This window comes from Exiguobacterium sp. SH0S1 (assembly GCF_004337165.1).
GTDB classification, from domain to species: domain Bacteria; phylum Bacillota; class Bacilli; order Exiguobacteriales; family Exiguobacteriaceae; genus Exiguobacterium; species Exiguobacterium aurantiacum_A.
This window is the reverse complement of record NZ_SJVC01000001.1, coordinates 928977-951415: the sequence shown is the minus strand read 5'-3', so window position 1 is coordinate 951415 and position 22439 is coordinate 928977. Positions and strand designations below refer to the sequence as shown.

General features: G+C 52.3%; 24 protein-coding genes and 1 pseudogene. 19 read left to right on the top strand and 6 right to left on the bottom strand.

Annotation, left to right across the window (positions count from 1 at the left end; translation table 11 throughout):
• Nucleotides 1–137 precede the first annotated feature (137 nt).
• Nucleotides 138–566, top strand: coding sequence for a transcriptional regulator MntR (mntR, locus tag EVJ20_RS04880; protein WP_070327049.1), 429 nt, complete (start codon nt 138–140; stop codon nt 564–566).
• A gap of 174 nt (nt 567–740) precedes the next feature.
• A complete protein-coding gene (gene hpt / locus EVJ20_RS04875; RefSeq protein ID WP_070327050.1) occupies nt 741–1268 on the top strand; it encodes a hypoxanthine phosphoribosyltransferase in 528 nt (175 codons plus the stop codon).
• Between the two features lie 26 nt (nt 1269–1294).
• On the opposite strand, the gene EVJ20_RS04870 is transcribed toward hpt, so the two are convergent.
• Nucleotides 1295–1708 carry an SA1362 family protein gene (locus EVJ20_RS04870; RefSeq protein WP_016510385.1) on the bottom strand — a complete coding sequence of 138 codons (414 nt, stop codon included), beginning with the start codon at nt 1706–1708 and terminating at the stop codon, nt 1295–1297.
• Between the two features lie 16 nt (nt 1709–1724).
• Nucleotides 1725–2666, bottom strand: coding sequence for a DUF1385 domain-containing protein (locus tag EVJ20_RS04865; RefSeq protein WP_071397716.1), 942 nt, complete (start codon nt 2664–2666; stop codon nt 1725–1727).
• 141 nt (nt 2667–2807) lie between these two features.
• On the opposite strand from EVJ20_RS04865, the gene aroQ reads away from it, so the two are divergent.
• The 5 genes from aroQ (at nt 2808) to accC (ending at nt 6817) form a co-directional block, all read left to right on the top strand.
• Nucleotides 2808–3245 carry a type II 3-dehydroquinate dehydratase gene (gene aroQ, locus EVJ20_RS04860; RefSeq protein ID WP_070327052.1) on the top strand — a complete coding sequence of 146 codons (438 nt, stop codon included), beginning with the start codon at nt 2808–2810 and terminating at the stop codon, nt 3243–3245.
• Nucleotides 3241–4308, top strand: coding sequence for a M24 family metallopeptidase (locus tag EVJ20_RS04855; protein ID WP_070327905.1), 1068 nt, complete (start codon nt 3241–3243; stop codon nt 4306–4308). The genes aroQ and EVJ20_RS04855 overlap by 5 nt, the downstream gene beginning before the upstream one ends.
• A gap of 30 nt (nt 4309–4338) precedes the next feature.
• Complete coding sequence (gene efp, locus EVJ20_RS04850) at nt 4339–4905, top strand: elongation factor P (RefSeq protein WP_070327053.1); 567 nt, start codon at nt 4339–4341, stop codon at nt 4903–4905.
• Nucleotides 4906–5019: 114 nt separating this feature from the next.
• The gene (accB, locus tag EVJ20_RS04845; RefSeq protein ID WP_070327054.1) at nt 5020–5466 is read left to right on the top strand and encodes an acetyl-CoA carboxylase biotin carboxyl carrier protein; all 447 of its coding nucleotides are present in this window, start codon (nt 5020–5022) and stop codon (nt 5464–5466) included.
• A 7-nt stretch (nt 5467–5473) separates the two neighbouring features.
• Nucleotides 5474–6817, top strand: a complete 1344-nt coding sequence (accC, locus tag EVJ20_RS04840; protein WP_131463732.1) for an acetyl-CoA carboxylase biotin carboxylase subunit — start codon at nt 5474–5476, stop codon at nt 6815–6817.
• A gap of 281 nt (nt 6818–7098) precedes the next feature.
• Here the strand turns inward: accC and EVJ20_RS04835 are convergent, their stop codons facing one another.
• Nucleotides 7099–8214 (bottom strand): RNA-guided endonuclease InsQ/TnpB family protein, encoded by a 1116-nt coding sequence (locus tag EVJ20_RS04835; RefSeq protein WP_131463730.1) that lies wholly within the window; start codon nt 8212–8214, stop codon nt 7099–7101.
• Between the two features lie 252 nt (nt 8215–8466).
• Here EVJ20_RS04835 and nusB point away from each other — a divergent pair, with 252 nt between their 5' ends.
• The 10 genes from nusB to spo0A all read left to right on the top strand — a co-directional run bounded on the left by nusB (nt 8467) and on the right by spo0A (nt 18073).
• A complete protein-coding gene (gene nusB, locus EVJ20_RS04830; protein WP_131458862.1) occupies nt 8467–8850 on the top strand; it encodes a transcription antitermination factor NusB in 384 nt (127 codons plus the stop codon).
• An 87-nt stretch (nt 8851–8937) separates the two neighbouring features.
• On the top strand, nt 8938–9774 hold the full coding sequence (locus tag EVJ20_RS04825) for a bifunctional methylenetetrahydrofolate dehydrogenase/methenyltetrahydrofolate cyclohydrolase (RefSeq protein WP_131439853.1): 837 nt from the start codon (nt 8938–8940) through the stop codon (nt 9772–9774).
• Complete coding sequence (gene xseA, locus EVJ20_RS04820) at nt 9767–11116, top strand: exodeoxyribonuclease VII large subunit (protein WP_070327059.1); 1350 nt, start codon at nt 9767–9769, stop codon at nt 11114–11116. Before EVJ20_RS04825 ends, xseA begins: the two co-directional genes overlap by 8 nt.
• Nucleotides 11085–11315: an exodeoxyribonuclease VII small subunit gene (gene xseB, locus EVJ20_RS04815; protein WP_016510387.1), complete on the top strand. Its 231-nt coding sequence runs from the start codon at nt 11085–11087 to the stop codon at nt 11313–11315. Before xseA ends, xseB begins: the two co-directional genes overlap by 32 nt.
• Nucleotides 11312–12187 carry a polyprenyl synthetase family protein gene (locus EVJ20_RS04810; protein WP_070327060.1) on the top strand — a complete coding sequence of 292 codons (876 nt, stop codon included), beginning with the start codon at nt 11312–11314 and terminating at the stop codon, nt 12185–12187. The genes xseB and EVJ20_RS04810 overlap by 4 nt, the downstream gene beginning before the upstream one ends.
• Before the next feature lie 124 nt (nt 12188–12311).
• The gene (dxs, locus tag EVJ20_RS04805) at nt 12312–14204 is read left to right on the top strand and encodes a 1-deoxy-D-xylulose-5-phosphate synthase (protein WP_070327906.1); all 1893 of its coding nucleotides are present in this window, start codon (nt 12312–12314) and stop codon (nt 14202–14204) included.
• A gap of 6 nt (nt 14205–14210) precedes the next feature.
• Nucleotides 14211–15032 (top strand): TlyA family RNA methyltransferase, encoded by an 822-nt coding sequence (locus EVJ20_RS04800; RefSeq protein WP_070327061.1) that lies wholly within the window; start codon nt 14211–14213, stop codon nt 15030–15032.
• A gap of 148 nt (nt 15033–15180) precedes the next feature.
• Nucleotides 15181–15630 (top strand): transcriptional regulator AhrC/ArgR, encoded by a 450-nt coding sequence (gene ahrC, locus EVJ20_RS04795; RefSeq protein ID WP_016510386.1) that lies wholly within the window; start codon nt 15181–15183, stop codon nt 15628–15630.
• 13 nt (nt 15631–15643) lie between these two features.
• Nucleotides 15644–17341, top strand: a complete 1698-nt coding sequence (recN, locus tag EVJ20_RS04790; RefSeq protein ID WP_131507193.1) for a DNA repair protein RecN — start codon at nt 15644–15646, stop codon at nt 17339–17341.
• Nucleotides 17342–18073, top strand: a complete 732-nt coding sequence (gene spo0A, locus EVJ20_RS04785) for a sporulation transcription factor Spo0A (protein WP_131439845.1) — start codon at nt 17342–17344, stop codon at nt 18071–18073. It begins immediately after the preceding gene.
• Nucleotides 18074–18227: 154 nt separating this feature from the next.
• On the opposite strand, the gene EVJ20_RS04780 is transcribed toward spo0A, so the two are convergent.
• From EVJ20_RS04780 to EVJ20_RS04770, 3 genes and pseudogenes are all read right to left on the bottom strand, one after another.
• Nucleotides 18228–18452 (bottom strand): hypothetical protein, encoded by a 225-nt coding sequence (locus EVJ20_RS04780; protein ID WP_131463726.1) that lies wholly within the window; start codon nt 18450–18452, stop codon nt 18228–18230.
• Between the two features lie 30 nt (nt 18453–18482).
• Nucleotides 18483–18833 (bottom strand): annotated as a pseudogene (locus tag EVJ20_RS04775) (IS1595 family transposase); the annotation flags it as partial.
• Nucleotides 18834–19401: 568 nt separating this feature from the next.
• Complete coding sequence (locus EVJ20_RS04770) at nt 19402–19650, bottom strand: DUF2627 domain-containing protein (RefSeq protein ID WP_016510497.1); 249 nt, start codon at nt 19648–19650, stop codon at nt 19402–19404.
• Nucleotides 19651–19782: 132 nt separating this feature from the next.
• Between EVJ20_RS04770 and EVJ20_RS04765 the strand changes: the two genes are divergently transcribed.
• Both EVJ20_RS04765 and yqiS read left to right on the top strand, forming a co-directional pair.
• Entirely contained in the window at nt 19783–21420 is a 1638-nt protein-coding gene (locus EVJ20_RS04765) for a sigma 54-interacting transcriptional regulator (RefSeq protein ID WP_131463724.1), read from the top strand.
• 122 nt (nt 21421–21542) lie between these two features.
• Entirely contained in the window at nt 21543–22439 is an 897-nt protein-coding gene (gene yqiS, locus EVJ20_RS04760; RefSeq protein WP_131463722.1) for a phosphate butyryltransferase, read from the top strand.

Here is a 22439-nt window from a genome sequence, read left to right as displayed (position 1 = left end):
TCACCAACATTCATTATAAAGAATTTAAGGTCATGAGACAATGATTGACTAGACGATTTGCCCGTTCTGCTTTCGGTTTTACACGGGTTACGCTAAAATGGAGATTGGAGAACGGAACATAAGGGGAGGCTACGCCCATGCCGACACCGAGTATGGAAGACTACTTAGAACGAATCTACTTACTGATGGTCGAGAAAGGATACGCTCGTGTATCTGATATCGCCGAACATTTAGGGGTGCATCCCTCCTCAGTCACGAAAATGGTGCAAAAGTTAGACCGGGAAGGTTATTTGGTATATGAAAAATACAGAGGCCTGATGTTGACGAATAAAGGGCAGAAAATCGGCAAGCGGCTCGTCGAGCGGCATACGATGCTCGAGTCGTTCCTACGGCTGATCGGGGTCGATGAAGCGCACGTCTATGAGGATGTTGAAGGCATCGAACATCATTTGAGCTCGAACACGCTCGACTGCATGACCCAATTCGTCGAATTCTTCGAAGACAAACCTGAGCTGATGGAGCAGTTTCGACAGTTTCAAGAACTGAATATGACACGGGATGAGTGAAATCGACCGCGATCCGATTGTTGAATCGGATGGTGGTCTTTTTTTAGGCATTCGAAGCGAAAGCCGAACATTAACATCGTTTTATTGAATTAAAGTCTATTTTTAGGGTGATTGTATGATAGAATGGTTGCTGGATAGATAAATGAGGGGGTGACGGCGAACAATCGCCGACAAATGAACATTCAAATCAAAGGGAAGTTATTTGATGAAGCACAGATTAAACAGCGCGTCGCTGAACTCGCGGAACAGATCGAACGTGATGCGGCCGGGACGCCGATCGTCCTCGTCCCCGTGTTAAAAGGTTCACTCGTGTTCGCCGCTGATTTGATGCGACAGATGAAAGGGAGCGTCCAACTGGACACGGTCGCGACTTCGTCTTACGGGAAAAAGTCGGTCTCGAGCGGGAACGTCCAACTTCGGAAAGACCTCGACCTCGACGTCGAAGGGAAATATGTCGTCATTATTGAGGACATCATCGATACCGGCCAGACGCTCAAGTTTTTGTGTCAGCATATGAAGTTGCATCAACCGGGAGAATTGAAAATTTGCACGTTGCTCGACAAACCGGCCCGTCGCCTCGTCCAACTTGACGCGGATTATGTCGGATTCGAGATTCCAGATGAGTTCGTCATCGGGTACGGCATCGACTACGCGGAACAATACCGCAACTTACCGTATATAGGATTTGTCGAGACAGACTAAAAGGAGCGCCTCGAGAGGCGCTCCTTTTACATGTTCGCTTTCTTTTTCTTCTTGCCTTTTTTCCCTTCGATGACGGTCAGGTGAGGGGCGTCGCTGCGATGGACGCTCGTGCGCTTCGACAGTTTGGTGACGTTCGAGCCTGGTTTGGTGTTCTTTTTCTTAGCGGCCGCTGCGGACGGTTTGACTTTGGGGCTATTGCCCGGTCGCGCCATCCGTTTTTTCGACGCTTGCGCGGTCTTCCGGTAACGCACGTCCTCGGCCGAAATTTTAGGAGCCATGAAGACCCGGTAAATCACGTAAAAGATTAACCCGAAAATACCGATGAAGAGTAGCTGTCTGAACAATCGACCAGGATCGGTCGCTAACATATGTCCGACTCCGATGAAGCCTAAGATGAACACGATGGTCGCCGCGGTCGAGCCGATTCTTTGTCTGATCATGGTGTTTTCCTCCTCTTTATCCCTCTCTTTGGACGTCCGGTTGACCGAGTTCGGAACGTTCCCACGTCTCGAACGCTTCGATGGCGACGCGGATCTGTTCGTCGTTCGGTTCTCGCGTCGTTAATAGTTGCAATGAAAGTCCTGGTTTACCGAGCACGGATAAAAACCGATGCTCCCGGAAGCGATTGGTGAATTGAAGCACCTCGAACGAGATGCCGATGACGACCGGCAACAGCGCGATCCGGCTGACGAGCCGGACCCAAAGTGGGTCGATCGGGACGACCATATAGACGCCGATGCCGACAAAAACGGTGAACAGGATGAAGCTTGAACCACACCGATAGTGGAGGCGTGAGCTTGAACGGACGTTATCAACGGTGATCGGTCGTCCGGATTCGTAGCAGTTGATAACTTTATGCTCGGCGCCATGATATTGGAAGACGCGTCTGATGAGCGGGGTCAATGAAATCAAGTATAGGTAGCTGAGCAGTAATACTAGTTTAATTCCCCCTTCGAGCAGGTTTTGAATCACGTGACCGGACAGTGCGGGCACGTTTTGGAACATAGCGGCAAGGAGCGCCGGGGTGACGTTGAAGATCAATTTGCCGAAGATGTAAGAAATGACACCGACGATGGCGATCATGATGACCATGAGGATGTTTTGCTTTTGCTCTGGCTTCTCCGTGACGTCTTCGCTCGGGTCGACGTCATAGCGATCGCTCGCGAAGTTCATGTGGGCTGAGCCGTTCTTTAACGACTCGTATAAAGCGACGATGCCACGAAGGAACGGGACTTTTTTCAACGATTGGACCCACGGGACGAGGAGTCGAGGCTGTTTGAACGTCTCGATCGATCCGTCTTTACGCCGGATGGCCGAGGCGCTCTCGGTGCGTCCTTGGAACATGACGCCTTCGACGAGTGCTTGACCGCCGACGGGGATCAACTTTTTATTTTTCATAGGTTCTCCTCGATTCTGACAAGTATATAGTTGAATTATAACGTGATTTGATCGAAAAACGAAACCTCAGGTGACGCGATTATCGCTCTTCGCATAAATTTGTTACAATAAGAAAGACTTGACGAATGAGGGGGAAGGCTTGTGCATATACTTGTCTTGAACGGACCGAATTTGAACTTGCTAGGTAGACGGGAACCGGATGTGTACGGGGATGTCTCGCTGAAAGGCTTGACGGCAGAACTGTTGCTCGAAGCACCGGGAGATGTTCGTCTCACGTTCATCCAGTCCAATCATGAAGGTGAGCTGATCGATGCGCTGCATGAGGCGTATGATTACGCGGGCGTCATCTTGAACGCCGGGGCGTATACGCATACGTCGATTGCATTGCGGGACGCGATTGCCGCTATTTCAGCCCCGGTCGTCGAAGTACATATCTCGAACGTGCATGCCCGTGAGTCGTTTCGTCACGAATCGAAACTTGCCGGTGTCTGCCTCGGCGTCATCAGCGGCTTCGGATTGACGAGCTATACGCTCGCGTTGCATGCACTCATCGAACATTGGAGGAATCGACATGATTGAACGCGTCAACAAGCTACAAGCTCAGTTAGAAATGAACGGGATCGATGGATTGCTCGTGACGAAACGAGAGAACATTCGTTACTTGTCTGGGTTTACCGGGTCGAGTGGGGTCATCTTGATCACAGCGAAGGCGGCGAGTTTCATCACGGACTTCCGCTATACCGAGCAGGCAGCTAGCCAAGTAACCGGTTATGACATCATCGAGCTCGAAACATCGCTCATCAAGTCGGTGTCTGACATCGCGAGCCGAGAAGGGGTGAAGCGTCTCGGGATCGAACAAGATGACATGACGGTCGGGACGTATCGGACGTATGAGAAAGAGGTAGCGGCTGAACTGGTCGAGACGTCAGGGATCGTGGAAAAGCTGCGCTTGATTAAGGACGAGGCAGAGATTAAGATAATGAAGGAAGCTGCGGCGATTGCTGATGCGGCGTTTGCCCACATCCAGACGTTCATTCGCCCGGGACGCACTGAGAAAGAAGTCGCCAATGAGTTGGAGATGTTCATGCGCGGCCAAGGTGCGGATTCGTCTTCATTCGATATGATCGTCGCCTCTGGTCATCGTTCGGCATTGCCGCACGGTGTGGCCAGTGACAAAGTCATCGAAGCCGGTGAACTCGTGACGCTCGACTTCGGAGCGTACTACAAAGGGTACTGTTCGGATATTACGCGTACGCTCGCAGTCGGCGAGATCTCAGACAAATTGCGCGAGATTTATGACACGGTGTTGCGTGCCCAACTGGCAGGCGTGGAAGGGACTCGGGCCGGTATCACTGGCATCGAGGCTGACGCGTTGACGCGTGACGTCATCAAAGAAGCCGGGTACGGCGAGTACTTCGGCCACTCAACCGGTCACGGACTCGGAATGGAAGTACATGAGGCGCCAGGGTTGTCGTTCCGGTCTGACACGGTGCTCGAACCTGGGATGGTCGTCACAATCGAGCCTGGGATCTACATCGCCGGCATCGGTGGCTGCCGTATCGAGGATGATGTCGTCATCACGAAGGATGGAAATGTCCGTCTCACGCAGTCGCCAAAAGAGTTAATCACGATCGAGGCTTGAGTCTCAGCTCATTTTTAGGAGGAAATCACTATGGTATCAGTAAACGATTTAAAGACAGGGTTAACAGTCAAAACATCAGATGGTTCGATTTGGCAAGTCATCGAGTTCCAACACGTCAAACCAGGTAAAGGCGCAGCGTTCGTTCGTACGAAAATGCGCAACTTACGTTCTGGCGCGATTCAAGAGACGACGTTCCGGGGCGGCGAGCGGGTCGAACGCGCTCACATCGAACGTAAAAAAATGCAGTATTTGTATCCGATGGGCGACACGTACGTCTTCATGGATACGGAGTCGTATGAGCAGCTCGAATTGACGGGCGAGCAAGTGAAAGCGGCGCTTCCGTTCATGCTCGAGAACATGGAAGTGAGCATCGCTGATTATAACGGTGAGATCCTCGGGATCGAACTTCCGACGACGGTCGTCTTGACGATCACAGAAGCTGACCCAGGTGTTAAAGGGGATACGGCGTCGAACGTCAAAAAGAACGCTACGGTCGAAACTGGCCATATCATTCAAGTCCCGCTCTTCATCGAGCCAGGTGAAAAAGTGACGGTCGACACACGTACCGGCGACTTCATGGGACGTTATAACGGGTAATACGAGCAGTGTCCATTCAAACGAATGGGCACTTTTTTTGTCGTTGCATTCACTGGTCTGACCAGTTATAGTAGAGTAGAGATTAGTACCAGGTATAAATAGGGGGTTTATTTCATGCAAATCGATCATATTAAAGAGCTGATTGAACTGCTCGACCAGACGTCTATCCATGAGATGGAGCTCGAGACGTCCGAGTTCAAACTGTCATTAAAAAAAGAAACGGCGCAGCAAATCGTCGCGAGCACACCGCTTGCTCAACCGATTACTGCTCCGTTATCTGCACCAGCCGTAGAAGAGAGCGAAGCGCCTCAAGCGGAAGTGAGCAACTTACGTACCATCACATCACCGATGGTCGGAACGTTTTATTCACGCCCGGCCCCGGATAAAGACTCGTACGTCAAAGTAGGCGACCGTGTCGAGACGGGTCAGGTCGTCTGTATATTAGAAGCGATGAAACTGTTCAACGATGTCGAGGCCGAAATCAGCGGGGAAGTCGTTGAAATCCTCGTCGCCGACGGCGATCTAGTCGAATATGGCCAAGCGCTCTTTAGCGTGAAGTGAGGGTGCTATGAAATTACTCATTGCAAACCGCGGCGAGATCGCGGTACGAATCATTCGGGCAGCCAAAGAAATGAATATCCCGACAGTCGCCGTCTTTTCGGAGGCAGATCGTGAGTCGTTGCACGTTCGTCTCGCGGACGAGGCGTATTGTATCGGGCCGAACCCGTCGAAAGACTCTTATTTGAATATCCCGAACATCTTGTCGGTCGCTTGTGCGGTCGATGCGACGATGATCCATCCTGGGTATGGATTTTTGGCAGAAAATGCCGAGTTCGCCGAGATGAGTGAAGCGTGCGGGATCCAGTTCGTCGGTCCGAGCAGCTATGCGATTCGGAAGATGGGCATTAAAGATGAAGCGAAGCGGACGATGATCGAGTCAGGTGTTCCTGTCGTCCCGGGATCGAGCGGTGTCGTGACGGATGATGAGGCGATTGAACTCGCTCGAGAAATCGGTTATCCGGTCATCATCAAGGCGACGGCCGGAGGCGGCGGACGCGGGATTCGTGTCGCTTTCGACGAAGAAGAGCTCATCAAAGGACTCGTCGCGACCCGTAAAGAAGCGAAACAAGCTTTTGGGAACGGCGACGTCTATTTAGAGAAATATATCGAATCGTTCCGTCACGTCGAGGTGCAAGTGCTCGCTGACCAGTATGGGAACGTCATTCATTTAGGAGAACGGGACTGCACGATCCAACGCCGGATGCAGAAACTGATCGAGGAGGCCCCGTCGCCTGCGATCGACGAGGCGACGCGCCAAGCGATGGGAGAAGCGGCCGTCAAAGCGGCGAAAGCGATCCAATACTCGAGCGCCGGGACGATCGAATTTATTTACGTCCCTGAATCGAACGAGTTTTACTTTATGGAAATGAACACGCGAATCCAAGTCGAGCATCCGGTCACGGAGATGATCACCGGCTTTGATCTCGTCCAAGCGCAACTTGAAGTCGCGCTCGGGCATCCGCTCGCCATCTCACAGGCCGATATCGTCTTTAGCGGCCACTCGATCGAATGCCGCATTAACGCCGAAGACCCGTTCACCGACTTCCGTCCGATGGCCGGCAAGATCGATCAATATATCGTTCCAGGAGGAATGGGTGTGCGGGTCGACAGCGGACTGTTCGCAGGTGCCGTCATCCCGCCGTTCTATGACTCGATGGTGGCGAAGTTGATCGTCCACGCCCCTACGCGCGAGGAAGCGATCGCGAAGATGCTCCGTGCCCTTGACGAGTTCACGGTGTCGGGTATTCATACGACGATTCCGTTCCATCAACAAGTCATGGCGCACGAACATTTCCGTAACGGTGCGTTCGACACGAAATTTGTCGAAAAAGAAATGATACTGACGAAATGAGTCGAACAAGGAAGCCCGAACATTATTTCGGGCTTCCTTGTTTTTTGTACTGAATTTGTGAGTGCTTTATGCTAAACTATCACAGTCAACAACCCGCCACTTAACGCCTTGACGGTCCGTTTGAGGTGGGGGCTTGCGTCCATCGAGGACTCGACGGCGCCTCTACCCTCGTAGAGTACGGTTACGCTCGTTCCTGCCCGGTAGTGCGGACGGCGCTCATGCGCCTCCTACCTTCGCGTGGCGGAACATCGGGACGGTTGACCTCGCCCCTTCCATGGGGGTCATGCTCCCGTGGCACCTGTACCGATGTGTTCGATGCCTTTCCGATGCAGGTTCATCGCGCCGACGCGGTCATCATTCGATCGGTACCGGCAGTTCTTGCATTGGAACGTGTGCAGCTTCTTGTCCCGGTTCGCCTTCTCGGTGTGCCCGCATGTCGGACAGGTCTGGGAGGTGTGTCTCGGGTCGACGACGATCACCTTCTGACCGTTCAGTGCGGCCTTGTACTCGAGCATGCGACGGAACTGGTAGAACGCCCACGACACGGAGACGTAGCGGTTTCTCGCCCGCACCTTCTCTGTGGCGGCATGGATGCCGGTCAGGTCCTCCAACACGAACAGCGTGCCCCTCGGGTATCGGTCGACGAGTGCCTTCGTGACCTGATGGTTCACATCGGTCACATAACGGTTTTCTCTCGAGCCGAGCTGTCTCAGCCGCTTGCAGGCCGATGGGGTCTGCCGTCGTTGGAGCTGTTCGCGGGTGGCTTTAAACGTGCCTCGCTTGTGCTTCACCATTCTTCCGTCGTAGAAGGTGGTCTCGCCCTGGCTGTCGTACGTGACCGCCAGGAAGTTGATGCCGAGGTCCACACCGACGATGTTTGTGACGCAAGCGTCGTCGAGTTCGGGGAACGCCTTCGTCACGGGGATGTGCAGGAACCATTTCTCGTGTTTGTGCACCAGTTTGGCTGTGCCGAACCGCCACGTCCCGTTGAAGTACTGCCTCATGCCCTTACGCGCATAGTCCAGCTTGATCCGTCCGTCCAGCGTGTTCACGCTGAACCGGTCCTGGGTGAGCGAGTAGTCGCGGTTCCAGACGAGGTCGTATTCGGGACGCTTGAACTCCACACGGGACCACGCGTGCCCGTTCGACTTCGCCGACTTGTACCGAGCGATCACCGTCTTCATGACCGACTGGGCCATCTGGCTCTTCAGGCCGAACCGTTGCCGGAGCTCGGCATAGTGCGAGTCGTTGAGGCTCGCCTGGTTCAGGTCCCTCGTCTCGAAGACGTGTCCCGACAGCCAGTCACAAGCCGACCGGTATGCGTCCATCGTTGCCCTCAGGATAGCCGCTTGAGGGGGCGGGACGAAGAGTTGGACCTTCGCAGTGATGGTGGACATTGGGTTCACCGCCTTTCACTAGAGATAATATTTTTTTCCCGTAGAGAACAGTTTACAAACGAACAACCGGAGAGGATGGGCAAGAGATGAGGCCGGTATCGATAGCGACGTTGTCTGCCAAAACGGACATGCGTGATTCAGTCCCGGCGGCAATTTCTCCCCCACTTATCGTCGGGCTGTGCCCGGAGCACGATTGAAGTAGGGGTATCCTTGCCGATTAAAGATGAAAGCAAGCAAAAGGAGAGTATCTGAATGAAACGTCATGAAGCACGGGAAAAAGCGATTCAAACGCTTTTTCAAATCGAAGTATCAAAACTTGAGGTAGACGAGGCTATCGAATTTGCCCTTGATGGCATGGACTCTGATCCATTCTACGAACAACTCGTCGTTGGAACGTTGGAGAAGAAAGATGAGATTGACGAATTGCTCATCGAAAACTTGAAAAACTGGAGACTCGACCGTCTCGGAAATGTCGAGCGGACGATTCTCCGCATGGCGACGTACGAGTTGCTCTACGTCGAGACGATTCCGGACAAAGTCACGATCAACGAGGCGGTCGAACTCGCCAAATCGTTCGCCGATGAAGAAGCGGCCAAGCTCGTCAACGGCGTGCTCGGTAACATCATTAAAGCGTAAGCGAAGACAAGCACACGGTCTGTTAAACAAATAGAGAAGACACCACACCAACTACAGAGAAACCTAAGACAATGGGGGATGAGAGAGATGGCAGTAGTGATCGACGGGAAACAAATCGCAGCATCGTATCGGGAAACGTTGAAAGATCAGGTGACAGCTCTTCGGGCGCGCGGCATCACCCCGAAATTAAAAGTCATTTTAATCGGGGACGACCCAGCGAGCCACAGTTACGTTCGCGGGAAAGAGCGAGCGGCCAAAGAGATTGGCATCGACTCGCAAATACTTCGATTTGATGATGACATGACCGAAGCGGATTTACTGAAGCTGATTGATTTATTGAATGAAGATCAAGCGGTACATGGGATTCTCGTCCAACTCCCGTTACCGAACCATATCGATGAATCTCGCGTCATCATGCGGATTTCGCCGGAGAAAGACGTCGATGGCTTCCATCCGGAGAACGTCGGGAAAATGATGCTCGGTCTTGACACGCTGTTGCCGTGCACGCCGCACGGGATTTTACACCTCGTCAAAACGCAGACCGACCTCGTCGGGAAGCATGTCGTCGTCGTCGGGAGAAGCCAGATCGTCGGCAAACCGGTCGGCATGCTGTTTTTGAACGAGTCGTCGACTGTCACGTATTGCCATTCGAAGACGGCTGACCTCGGAGCGATGACGAGACAGGCCGATATTTTGATCGTCGCGGTCGGACGGGCCGGACTCGTCACGGCCGACATGGTCAAACCAGGTGCGATCGTCATCGACGTCGGTGTCAACCGTGTCGACAATCGTCTCGTCGGGGATGTCGACTATGAAGGTGTCAAAGACGTGGCGAGCGCCATCACGCCTGTACCTGGCGGCGTCGGACCGATGACGATCACGATGCTCATGCATAACACGGTCGAGGTCGCTTCGCGTGGCTAATCCGATTCAAGTGTCCGAAGTCGTCCGTTACGTCAAACGACAGCTTGACGACGATCCGATTTTACAACAAATCGCGGTCGTCGGTGAGATCTCGAACTTTAAACGTTACGCTTCGGGTCATTGCTATTTCACGTTGAAAGATGAGGCGTCTCGTATGAAAGCCGTCATGTTTTCACGTGACGCCAGAACGCTCACGTTCGAACCGACAGACGGGATGAACGTCGTCGTCGTCGCGCGCGTGACGATGTACGAGGCGACGGGTGACGTTCAGCTGTACGTTGAACTGATGCGTCAAGACGGTGTCGGTCTATTGTTTGAACGTTACGAGGCGAGAAAACGCGAACTCGAAGCGAAGGGGTGGTTCGACGCGGAACGGAAGCGTTCGCTCCCGGCCTTCCCTGAACGAATCGGGATCATTACGTCCCCCAAAGGTGCTGCCTTGCACGACATCGCGACGACACTGCGGCGCAGGGCGCCACACGTAGCCATCACATTCGCCCCGGTTGCCGTCCAAGGTGACTTGGCGGCCCCGCAAGTGGCGAGTGCGATTCGCTGGATGAACGAACGGACGGACTGTGACGTCTTGATCGTCGGCCGGGGCGGCGGCTCGATCGAGGAACTGTGGGCGTTCAACGAAGATATCGTCGTTGAAGCGATTTACAACTCGACGATTCCGGTCATCTCGGCCGTCGGTCACGAAACCGACTTCACACTTGCCGATTTCGTCGCCGACTTACGTGCGGCCACACCGACGGCTGCGGCGGAACTCGCGACGGCGACGATCGATGCGCAGCGAAAAGACGTCGAGCGTTTGACGATGCAGTTGCAGCGTTCCGTCACGAATCAAATGACAGCTGTGCGCGACCGGCTCGAACGGGCGGCGAACAGCTACGGGTTGAAGTCGCCGCGGTTCACGCTCTCACAAAAGCGGGACCGGTTCGCTCAGGCTGAGATCCGTCTCGAGCAAGGTGTCACCAAACAACTGACGTTCGCCCGCCATCGTCTCGCTCAATCGCAGCAGCGGCTCGATGTCCGGAATTTGGCTCGGGCACTGCGGACGAACGATGAACGGTACCGTCAATTTGAAGGACGACTGAACCGGATTCGGCCGCTCGAACGGCCGACCGAACGCTTTGCCGCGCAGGTCGGCAGGTTGCATGCGGTCAGCCCGCTCGCGGTCCTATCCCGAGGCTATACGCTTACCGAGCAAGACGGGACGTACGTGAAAGATGTCAAACAACTACATGACGGAGTCGTGACGATCCGTTTCCGTGACGGTCATGCCGTCGCGGAAGTGAAGGAGAGACATTATGGCGAAGAAACAAGAAGAACAGACGTTTGAGACGGCGCTAGCCCGACTCGAAGACATCGTGGCGAAACTTGAGACTGGAGAAGTCGCGCTTGAAGAAGCGATGACGCTCTATGAGGAAGGTGTTCGTCTGTCGGCGCTTTGTCAGTCAAAATTGACGGCTGCCGAAAAGAAAATGGACGAAATTTTAGAACTGGACGGTACGCTCCGTGACAAAGGAGGCGCCGTATGAGTCAGTTGATGCTCGATGAGTGGAAACGTGCGGTCGAACAGGCGATGAGTCGTCTCGTTGACGACGCGGCCATGCCGAAGCGACTGTTCGAAGCGATGACCTATTCATTAGAGGCAGGTGGGAAACGGATTCGTCCGGCCCTCCTGTACGCTGTCCTCGATACATACGGCCGACCGATTGAACTCGGTCACGAAGCCGCCGTCGCACTCGAGATGGTACATACGTATTCACTCATTCATGACGATTTGCCGGCGATGGACGACGACGATGTCCGCAGAGGCCGCCCGACGAACCATCGTCAGTTTGATGAAGCGACCGCGATCCTTGCGGGCGATGCGCTCTTGACGGACGCATTTCAAGTGATCACCCGCACGCACGCCGCGCCTGAAAAACTAGTGAGTTTGATTTCACGGTTCAGCGAGGCGGCCGGTAGTGCCGGGATGGTAGGTGGACAGCTAGACGATATGCTAGCCGAGAAACGACAACACGTATCGTTAGAGACGCTTCAGTCGATTCATGCCCGCAAGACCGGGGCGCTGCTCGTCTATGCGCTCGAAGCAGGAGCGATTTTGGCCGATGCGTCCGCAAGCGACCAAGCGGCATTGAAGCGTTTCGGAGCGCATCTCGGTGTTGCGTTCCAAATCCAAGATGACATTTTAGACGTCGAAGGCGACGAGGCGTTGATTGGGAAGCGTGTCGGTTCGGATGAAGGGAACGATAAATCGACGTATCCGAAGCTGCTCGGTCTTGACGGTGCGAAACAAGCGCTCGCTCAAGAAGTCGCACAAGCTGAAGCTGCGCTCGCCGAACTGTCGGTCGCTTCACCTCGTTTGCATGAGCTACTTTACTTTGTCGTCAAACGCAATCATTGACTTTAGGTGACACGATGAGCACATCGTGTCACCTTTGTTTTTCTGTATGTATAGCATATATGGACACATTCTTGTAAAATGTAAGGTACGAATCAGTAATACGACAGGAGAAAGGATGGTCATCATGGACCTGACATCCATTCAAGACCCGTCATTTTTAAAGAAAATGTCGGTGACCGAGATCGAAGCGCTTGGCGCAGACATCAGACGGTTCTTGATTGAAAAATTGGCAGAAACGGGAGGGCATCTCGGGCCGAACCTCGGCGTTGTCGAGTTGACGCTTGCCTTGCACCGTGTATTTGACAGTCCGAAAGATCAACTCGTATGGGACGTGGGGCATCAAGCCTATGTCCACAAAATTTTAACGGGACGGACGAACCAGTTCGACACGCTTCGCCAGTATAATGGCTTATGTGGGTTTCCGAAGCGCTGTGAGAGCGAGCACGATGTATGGGAGACGGGGCACAGTTCGACCTCGTTGTCGGCGGCAATGGGGATTGCCATCGCCAACGAGCTAAAAGGACGAGCGAATGATCGCGCCATCGCCATCATCGGAGACGGTGCTCTCACGGGCGGAATGGCGCTCGAAGCACTCAATCACATCGGGGCCGAGAAACAAAACGTCATCGTCATTTTAAATGACAATGAAATGTCGATCGCACCAAACGTCGGGGCGATGCATAATATGCTCGGCCGGATGCGGGCGTCACGTAAACTGAAGCATGCCCGCGAGGAAGTCGAAGCGCTCATCAAGCACATCCCGATTGTCGGAAGTTCGCTCGAACGCAGTGGCGAACGAGTCAAGTATATGTTGAAGTCGGCACTCATACCGGGTACGTTCTTCGAAGAACTTGGCTTCACTTACTTCGGACCGACGGACGGTCATGATTTGAAAGATTTGCTTGAGACACTCGAGTATGCGAAAAAAATTGATGGACCGGTACTCGTCCATGTCATCACGAAAAAAGGCAAAGGCTATCGCCCGGCCGAACTAGACGGCATCGGGACGTGGCACGGTCTCGGACCGTACAAGATTGAATCTGGTGAAGTCATTAAAGGGAAAGTCAAAGGACCGAGTTATTCAAAAGTCGTTGCCGAAACGATTACGAAAGTCGCGGAGACGGATGAGCGTGTGACGTTGATCACGCCAGCGATGAGCGTCGGTTCGAAACTGGACTGTTTCAACAAGCAATTCCCGGAACGCATGTTTGACGTCGGCATCGCCGAGCAACATGCGGTCACGCTCGCCGGAGGTCAAGCGACACAAGGTCTCAAACCGGTCGTTTCAATCTATTCGACGTTCTTCCAGCGCGCCTATGATCAGCTCGTGCACGATATTTGCCGCCAAAACTTGAACGTCGTCTTCACGATTGACCGGTCGGGCCTTGTCGGCGCCGACGGGGAGACGCACCAAGGCGTGTTCGATATCGCCTTCATGCGCCATGTGCCAAACATTCGGATTTTGATGGCGAAAGATGAGGAAGAATTGCAACATCTCGTCTACACGGCGTTAAAATACGATGATGGACCGATCGCTGTGCGGTTCCCGCGTGGAGAAGGCATCGGTACCCCGATGAGTGAGACGTTGCGTGAACTTCCGCTCGATGAGTGGGAAGTCGTGGCTGACGGGACGGACGTGGCCATCTTGACGTTCGGGCCGCAAGTGCAAGATGCGCTAGAAGTGAGAACGCTCCTCGAAGGACAACGGAGCGTACGGGTCATCAACTGCCGTACGATCAAACCGCTCGACGATGCGATGCTTACCGCGCTCTATGAGGAAGGCATCCCGCTCGTCACGCTCGAAGAGGCCGTTCTTGCCGGAGGGTTCGGAAGCAGTGTGCTCGAGCATGCGAGTGATGCGAGACAGTTCCCGCGCGTCCTTCGTCTAGGGATTCCGGACCGTTATATTGAACATGGCGCGGTCAATCAACTGCTAGAAGAGATCGGGCTCAGACCGTCTCAAATTGCGGAATCGGTAGAGCAGTTCATTCAAATGACAAATCGACAGAATGTGTGAGGAATTATGGAAAAACGAAATAAAACAAGATTAGATGTATTGCTCGTCGATCGCGGATTAGCGGAGACGAGAGAGAAAGCGAAACGGGCCGTCATGGCCGGAATCGTATACAGCGGGACGGAGCGGCTCGATAAAGCCGGCGATAAAGTGTTTGACGACATCCCGCTCGAAGTCAAAGGGCAGACAATGCCTTACGTCGGCCGTGGCGGGCTAAAGCTTGAAAAAGCACTCCAAGTGTTCCCGCTCGACGTCTCCGGGCGTATCGGGATCGATATCGGCTCGTCGACGGGTGGTTTTACCGACTGTGCCCTTCAAAACGGGGCGACGCAAATGTATGCGGTCGACGTCGGTTACAATCAGTTGGCTTGGAAGCTTCGGAGCGACGAACGTGTTGTCGTCATGGAACGGATGAACTTTCGGCACGCAACGAACGAGCAGTTCCCGATTCAACCCGACTTTGCGACGATTGACGTCTCGTTCATCTCGCTTCGGCTGATGATTCCGCCGTTAAAACAAATTTTAAAACCGGACGGTGTCGTCATGGCGCTCATCAAGCCTCAATTTGAGGCCGGTAAAGCGGATGTCGGAAAAAAAGGCATCGTTCGGGACCGGTCGATTCATGAACGCGTCGTCAATGAGATGGTCCGCTACTTCGCATCTGAAGGGTTCTGGGTCGAAGGGCTCGACTTCTCGCCGATCACTGGCGGTGACGGCAATATCGAATTCTTGCTGTTCGCCCGTTACACGGGGATCGGTGGGGTCGAACCAGCTCTCGACGTGTCAGCGGTCATCGACAAGGCACATACTCAACTGAAGAAAACCGTATGAACAGCTGCAGACGATTTGTCTGCAGCTGTTTTTAAAGGTGGTTGCTCACCATATCTTTCCTTTTCAACCTTGGAATGGTAGACCTTTTTTCGTCAATACTTTAGAATGATACTGTATATGTGAAACGAAAAATGAGGTGTCAGGGCGTATGAACAAAGGACAACGATTGATTAAAATTCGAGAAATCGTTACGAATCGTGAAATTGAGACCCAAGATGAACTCGTGGACGAACTCCATCGGTCTGGTTACCCAGTGACGCAGGCGACAGTGTCGCGTGACATTAAAGAACTTCATCTCGTCAAGGTGCCGCTCAACGACGGCCGCTATAAGTATAGTCTGCCGGCCGACCAGCGCTTCAACCCGTATGGCAAGATGAAACGGATACTCGGAGACAGCTTCGTCTCAGTCGACTCGGCCCAAAACTTGGTCGTCATGAAAGTGTTGCCCGGTAATGCGGACGCGATCGGCGTCTTGATTGACCACTTGTCATGGGATGAATTAATCGGGACAGTGTGCGGGGATGATACGATCTTGATGATTGCGCGGGATGAGGACCAGGCGAAGCAGATCATCGAACGACTACTCGGAATGTTATGAGGTGAATTATCAGATGTTAGCAGAACTATCGATCAAACAATTTGCGATCATCGATGAATTGAACGTCACGTTCAAGCGCGGGATGACCGTATTGACCGGAGAGACCGGGGCGGGAAAATCAATTCTCTTGGATGCGATCGGACTGCTCGTCGGAGGACGAGGTTCGAGTGAATTCGTGCGTTACGGTCAAGATAAAGCGGAAATCGAAGGGCTGTTCGTAGTCGAACCCGATCACTTGATCATCGAGGCGGCGACGCAGTACGGAATCGAGATCGAGGAAGGGACCGTCATTTTGCGCCGTGATTTACATAGTAGCGGTAAGAGTGTGTGTCGTGTCAACGGCAAAATGATGCCGCTGTCGACGTTGCGTGAGTTGGGACGTCTCTTGGTCGATATTCATGGACAACACGAGCACCAACATTTGATTGATGCCGAGCATCATCTCGGCATATTGGACAGTTTCGGCGAAACGGATCTGGCCCCGTTGTTAGCGCGTTATCACGAGACGTACACCGATTGGAAACGTGTCGCTGATGAACTGAAACGACTCAGTCAGAGCGAGCAGGAATTGGCCCAACGAATGGACTTATTATCGTTTCAAACGAATGAAATCGACGCGGCCGAGCTCAAAGTCGGGGAAGAGCAGGCGTTGACTGAAGAACGGAACGAACTTGCAAACTTTGAACGGATTCATCAGCACGTCCGCTTGTCCTACGACGCCGTTGCGGACGAGGGGAAAGGGATTGATCAAATCGGCATCGCGATGCGGGAGATGGAAGAAGGTTCGGCGCTCACGGCATCACTTGCGCCGATGGCCGAGATGATCTCGAACGCATACTTCCTGCTTGAAGACGCCAAGTTCCAATTGCGCGACCAACTCGATTCGCTTGAATTTGATCCGATCCGGCTCGATGAGATTGAAACGCGCCTCGCGTTGTTCCAACAATTGAAACGGAAATACGGGGCGACGATTGACGACGTCATCACGTACGGAGAAAAAATCACAGAAGAGTTAAAAACGATGACAAATCGGGAAGAACATCTTCAAGAAATAACAGATCGTCTCGACAGGCTCGAACATTTGATGCGTTCGGCCGGCCTCGAGTTGTCGGCAGCAAGGAAACGAGCAGCCGGCGAGCTTGAGAAGGCAATTCAGCGTGAGTTGAAAGAGCTCTATATGGAGAAGACGAAGTTTGAGGTCCGATTCAAAGAAGTGTCGTGCAAGGCGGACGGGCTCGATCAAGTCGAATTCTATATGATGACGAACGTCGGAGAGCCGTTCAAGCCGCTAGCGAAAGTCGCCTCAGGCGGAGAGCTGTCACGGGTCATGCTCGCGTTAAAATCGATTTTCTCAAGGACGGTCGGTGTCGCGTCAATTATTTTTGACGAAGTCGATACGGGTGTCTCGGGACGGGTTGCCCAAGCGATGGGGGAGAAGATTTTCCGCTTGTCGGTCGGTTCACAAGTGCTTTGTATCACGCATTTGGCCCAAGTGGCCGCCATGGCGGATCATCACTTGTATATTACGAAGACCGAGACGGACGAACGGACGAAGACAAACGTCGCCGCGCTTAGCCATGAGGACCGCATCGATGAACTCGGAAGAATGATTGCCGGTGCGCAAATGACCGATCTGACGAAACAGCATGTGGAGGAGCTGCTTGATATGTCCCTCCAATTAAAACGGAAGTTTATCGAAGGAGTGTCTTAATTGATTACATTATGCATTGCGGACGACAATCGTGAAATCGTCGACTTGTTGACTCGACAACTTGAGTCCGAGTCCGACTTGAAAGTCGTAGGGACCGCTTTCGACGGCGAAGCATGCTTAGACGTCGTCAAGACACACCAGCCGGATGTGCTACTGCTAGATATCATCATGCCGCATCTTGACGGGATCGGTGTGCTAGAACGGCTTCAAGTAGACTTGCCAAACACGAAGCCGGAAGTCATCATGCTCAGCGCTTTCGGGAAAGATGAAGTCACGAAACAAGCCGTTCAACTGGGTGCTTCTTATTTCTTGGTCAAACCGTTCAACATTCAACAACTGATTTCTAAAATCCGCGAGCTGGCTGCGGGTTCAAGCCGCGAGTTCGAACCGATGTCGCCAGAAGAACTCGACATCTCGCTCTTGTTGCAACAGCTCGGCATCTCGCCGCGGATCAAAGGATTTAAGTATATCCGCCAAGCGGTCGTCTATGTGAGGGAGCGGCAAGAACTTTTAGGGTTGATCACAAAGGAATTGTATCCGATGATCGCCAAAGAACATGAGACGACGTCGTCTCGGGTCGAGCGGGCGATGCGTCACGCGATTAAGACGGCTTGGGAAAACGGGATGCGGGATCACGAGATGTTTGACGGTCGTCCAGAGCGAGAGCGCAGCCCGAAAAACTCAGAATTTATTTCGTATTTCGTAACGTACCAATCGTTCAAACAACAGTGAAGGAGTCAGGGGAATCCCCTGATTTCTTTTCTTTTTTATGGGCTCTGTTAAAGGTTAATGTTGTTTTTACTATATAAAAAAGGACTTCCGATTAATATAGAAGTCCCTTTGGTTGTTTCTATTGTCCTTATCAATTCACCCTTTTGTTGAGATTCTATATACCATCCTTTTTTTTCTTATTGGGAAATAAAAAGGAAACCAAAATCAAAATAATACCTATCGCAAAACCTGTCAAGGATATAGCATTAAGTGTGCTTAAAGATAAGTTCTGAGCTAAACCTGATATCTCCAACACTAGTCTTATAACTTGACCTAGTATTACTATCGCAAATGCAATCCACTGAATAATAGTTCGTTTACTGTTATCTTTACGTTTCATACGTCACAACCTTCCAATAAAGAAATATAATTATTTCGTGAATTTGGATAACCCAAGTGTATCATAGGTTTCCTTATTTGGAATAAAATTCCCTTTTATTATGAAGTCATTCATCGTGACTTCCTTTCGTTGGTGATGAATACTTCCTAGTAATTGAAACCAAGCAAGGTAATTGTTCAAATACTTGGTCGTAACGCCATTAAACCGTTGTATCCACCCTTTTAGCCTACGGTGGTAATTATTGACGTTTTGTATGTGATAAAGCCCCTTCGTACGAACCTTTCCATCAGATTTGAATTGGTAAATAGCCATCCCTTTTTTAGCAGCATATGTTTTAAAAGCACGCCAAGAATCCGTGCATAATACGTTCTTAAAAGAAAGCGCTTGCATTTTTGATGATTCTTGTTATAATAAAGGTGTACCAAGTTACTTGGACGAGCGTCAGATGAACGCTTTCTAACATGTTCCGGAACAGGTTAGAGCAAGAAATCATCTCGGCTCGCTATCCGTTAATAGCTCAGAGGTGCGAACGACATCTCAAATCGTTATTGTTCCGACGAGAGGTCGCGACATTCGCTCATTTGCGAGACGATTCCGACATCGGTTCGAAGCTAGGGACCCATGTCAGGGTAAAACGAATCGTTCAGTTGACCAAAAGGAGTGTTGTCAATCGTTGAACATCTCATGGCAAGCGTTCGACTTCACAATGGATGGTTGGACATGACCCGATGAATATTTGTTAGTAACTCGAATGAGTACGTTTCCGTTCACGCAAGACGGCAGTTACTAATTTCTTTCAAACTTCTTCATTAAGAAGACCATTGGATCTCATGTCAAAGCAGTATAGCAAGTCTGAAAGGAGATCATCCGTAGTGATCACAATTCAATATGAATAAAAAGGTTCCGCACTTGAAATGAAGTCAAGTTAGGGAACCTTTTTTTTGTGTGTTCAAGAATCTATTCGTGGGACTTTTCCTGTCTTCTTGTCGCGATTAAAGATATACCCTGCAACGAAACCGATACCGCCCATTGCCAGTAACAGACCGAACGTTCCTTGCAACATCGATGCTGCAGCAACCGACTCGATCCATGTGAATGGGGCACTCGTTTTTAAAAAGAAGCTGTCACGTAAAAGCTTGATGCCGTAAACGCCGAATAGGCCTGGGATGATTAGGATCAGAAGCGCGATCACACGCATAGTATCTCCTCCTTTTCCACTCATTATTTTAACAGAAAACGAGAGCGGAGACACTGCCTTTTTCGAAGAGTTGCGAAAAGGAAGGCGGTTGAGTAGCATGAATATAGATTAGGAAAATGGGGGATTTTAAAAATGAATAAACGATTGTTGATTGTCGGAGCGGGGAAAGGCGGGACCGAGGTGCTCAAGATGCTCCTTGATTCCCCACTCGTCACCGTCGCTGCCGTCATCGACTCGGACATAGCGGCAGAGGGATTGAAGCTAGCACGGAGTTGGGGCATCCAGACTTCGAGCGATTGGCGCGCGTGTGCCGACAAAAAAGTCGACTTTGTGATCGAGACGACCGGACAGAGCGAGACGTTCGTTGAACTGAAGGACCATTTTTCGGAGGCGGTCGTGCTGCCAGGCGAGTTTATCCGGATCGTCGTCGAGCGGCTGAAGCAGAACCAACAGATGCTCGAAGCGATCATCGACTGTACGAGCGAGGCGATCTCGGTCGCCGACCATAACGGGAATACGATTTTAATCAATCCGTCCTATACCCGCTTGACCGGATTTAAAAAAGAAGATGTCGTTGATAAACCGGCGACGGCCGACATTGGAATGCAGGAGAGCGTGCACTTGAAAGTTTTATCGACCGGTCAAGGCGTACGTGATATTCGGATGCAGATCGGGGCGACGCGCCGAGACATCCTCGTCAACGCCGAACCGATTGTGGTCGAAGGGAAGCTGCGCGGTTCCGTCGGCGTCATTCGCGACGTGTCCCAAATTCGGGCGTTGCGTGATGAGTTGAAGGAAGCGAAGACGCGGATTCGCAACTTGGAGGCGAAATATCAATTTACAGATATCATTGCGACGAGCGAAGCGATGCGCTTTGTCATCGAACAAGCCCGCCTAGCGGCACTCACGCCGGTCACCGTGCTCATACGCGGCGAGTCCGGCACCGGCAAAGAACTGTTCGCCCACGCCATCCACGGCGAATCGCCGCGGAAGTTTAAAAAGTTTGTCCGGGTCAACTGTGCAGCCATCTCGCCGACGCTGTTAGAGAGCGAACTGTTCGGGTATGAGGACGGTGCGTTCAGCGGGGCAAGGCGCGGCGGGAAAGTCGGCTATTTCGAGGAGGCGGACGGCGGATCTTTGTTTTTAGACGAGATTGGCGAACTCCCGGTCGACGTTCAAGTCAAGCTGCTCCGTGTCCTCCAAGAACATGAAATCGTTCGAGTCGGGGGCACGAACGCGATCCCGGTCGATGTCCGGATCATCGCGGCGACGAACGCGAACTTAGAACAGAAAGTGGCGGACGGGACGTTTCGTGAGGATTTATATTATCGGATCAACCGGATGCCAATCCACATCCCGCCGCTCCGTGACCGACTTGAAGAGATCGAGCCGCTTTGCGAGCGGATCATCCGTAAACTGAATCAAGAGTACGGTCGACTCGTCCACGGGGTCGATCAAGCTGCGATTGAACTATTAAAGAGTCAATACTGGAAAGGGAACGTCCGTGAGCTTGAGAATGTGATTGGCCGGGCGATGATTTATATGGCAAGTTCTGAGCAATGGATCGCTCCCCATCACCTTCAACTATCGACACGGACCGTCACGGCGCGATCAGTCGAAGCCGTATCGCTTCAAGACGCCGTCGCTCGCTATGAACGAGATTTGATCGACCGGGCGATCGCTGAAGCGGACGGGAACAAATCAGAAGCAGCGCGGCGGTTACACATCTCGATCCGGACGCTGTATAATAAACTTGAACGTCTGCAGTAATATGCATGCATAATTTTGCTTACTATGTAATATATTGCAGGGTGGCCCTTTGTTTAAAGCGCTTTCAAAAATGGAAACAAACTTGCATAATATAAAGTGTAGACAGGTTAGGGGGGACAACGATGAACTTTGACAGGATGCTCGAACGGGCAAAACGGTTAGATGGATGCACCGTGTCGATTGCCGGGGCGGCCGACGTGGAAGTGATCCGCGCCGTCAAGCTTGCGACCGACCATGGATTGTCACGATTTATCCTATTCGGTGACGCCCGGGAGATTAAACGCTTGTGTGATGAACATGACATTGCCGAGTCGACGATCGATATTTTGCACGTCAAGGGAGAAGTCGATATCGCCAAACGAGCGACACTTGCGGTTCGCAACGGCGAGGCTGATGTTCTCATGAAAGGAATGGTGTCGACCTCGGTCTTCATGAAGGCGGTGCTCAGCCGGGAGTCGGGACTCAGGACGAGCCGGACGCTAAGCCACGTCGCCTTGTTCCAAATTCCAAATCGGGAGCGGTTGATCGGTGTGACCGACGCGGCGATCCATATCGCTCCGACGCTCGAAGAAAAAGTCGATATCATTCATAACGCGGTCGGCGCGATGCGAGACATCGGTTACGAGTTGCCGCGTGTCGCTGCAATCGCGGCAGTTGAAGTGGTCAATCCGCAAATGACCGCGACGATGGACGCCGCACTCCTTGCCCAGATGAACCGGCGTGGTCAAATCAAGGGTTGCGTCGTCGACGGACCGCTCGCACTCGACAACGCCGTCGACATGATTGCCGCCAAACAAAAAGGAATCGCTAGTGAAGTGGCCGGACAAGCCGACTTATTGCTCGTTCCATACATAGAGGTCGGCAACGTCCTTTATAAATCGATCATGTACTTCGCCGGGGCCAGCGTCGCGGCGATCGTCGTCGGGGCCAGTGCCCCCGTCGTCTTGACAAGCCGGGCCGATACGGCCGAGGCGAAACTTTATTCGCTCGCGTTCGCCCTATTGCACGCTAAAAAATAA

Excerpts from the sequence above, each read along its gene's own strand:
- mntR (WP_070327049.1), top strand. The coding sequence starts at position 138 with ATGCCGACACCGAGTATGGAAGACTACTTAGAACGAATCTACTTACTG.
- hpt (WP_070327050.1), top strand. The coding sequence starts at position 741 with ATGAACATTCAAATCAAAGGGAAGTTATTTGATGAAGCACAGATTAAA.
- EVJ20_RS04870 (WP_016510385.1), bottom strand. The coding sequence starts at position 1,708 with ATGATCAGACAAAGAATCGGCTCGACCGCGGCGACCATCGTGTTCATC.
- EVJ20_RS04865 (WP_071397716.1), bottom strand. The coding sequence starts at position 2,666 with ATGAAAAATAAAAAGTTGATCCCCGTCGGCGGTCAAGCACTCGTCGAA.
- efp (WP_070327053.1), top strand. The coding sequence starts at position 4,339 with ATGGTATCAGTAAACGATTTAAAGACAGGGTTAACAGTCAAAACATCA.
- accB (WP_070327054.1), top strand. The coding sequence starts at position 5,020 with ATGCAAATCGATCATATTAAAGAGCTGATTGAACTGCTCGACCAGACG.
- accC (WP_131463732.1), top strand. The coding sequence starts at position 5,474 with ATGAAATTACTCATTGCAAACCGCGGCGAGATCGCGGTACGAATCATT.
- EVJ20_RS04835 (WP_131463730.1), bottom strand. The coding sequence starts at position 8,214 with ATGTCCACCATCACTGCGAAGGTCCAACTCTTCGTCCCGCCCCCTCAA.
- nusB (WP_131458862.1), top strand. The coding sequence starts at position 8,467 with ATGAAACGTCATGAAGCACGGGAAAAAGCGATTCAAACGCTTTTTCAA.
- EVJ20_RS04825 (WP_131439853.1), top strand. The coding sequence starts at position 8,938 with ATGGCAGTAGTGATCGACGGGAAACAAATCGCAGCATCGTATCGGGAA.
- xseB (WP_016510387.1), top strand. The coding sequence starts at position 11,085 with ATGGCGAAGAAACAAGAAGAACAGACGTTTGAGACGGCGCTAGCCCGA.
- EVJ20_RS04810 (WP_070327060.1), top strand. The coding sequence starts at position 11,312 with ATGAGTCAGTTGATGCTCGATGAGTGGAAACGTGCGGTCGAACAGGCG.
- dxs (WP_070327906.1), top strand. The coding sequence starts at position 12,312 with ATGGACCTGACATCCATTCAAGACCCGTCATTTTTAAAGAAAATGTCG.
- EVJ20_RS04800 (WP_070327061.1), top strand. The coding sequence starts at position 14,211 with ATGGAAAAACGAAATAAAACAAGATTAGATGTATTGCTCGTCGATCGC.
- ahrC (WP_016510386.1), top strand. The coding sequence starts at position 15,181 with ATGAACAAAGGACAACGATTGATTAAAATTCGAGAAATCGTTACGAAT.
- recN (WP_131507193.1), top strand. The coding sequence starts at position 15,644 with ATGTTAGCAGAACTATCGATCAAACAATTTGCGATCATCGATGAATTG.
- EVJ20_RS04780 (WP_131463726.1), bottom strand. The coding sequence starts at position 18,452 with ATGAAACGTAAAGATAACAGTAAACGAACTATTATTCAGTGGATTGCA.
- EVJ20_RS04770 (WP_016510497.1), bottom strand. The coding sequence starts at position 19,650 with ATGCGTGTGATCGCGCTTCTGATCCTAATCATCCCAGGCCTATTCGGC.
- EVJ20_RS04765 (WP_131463724.1), top strand. The coding sequence starts at position 19,783 with ATGAATAAACGATTGTTGATTGTCGGAGCGGGGAAAGGCGGGACCGAG.
- yqiS (WP_131463722.1), top strand. The coding sequence starts at position 21,543 with ATGAACTTTGACAGGATGCTCGAACGGGCAAAACGGTTAGATGGATGC.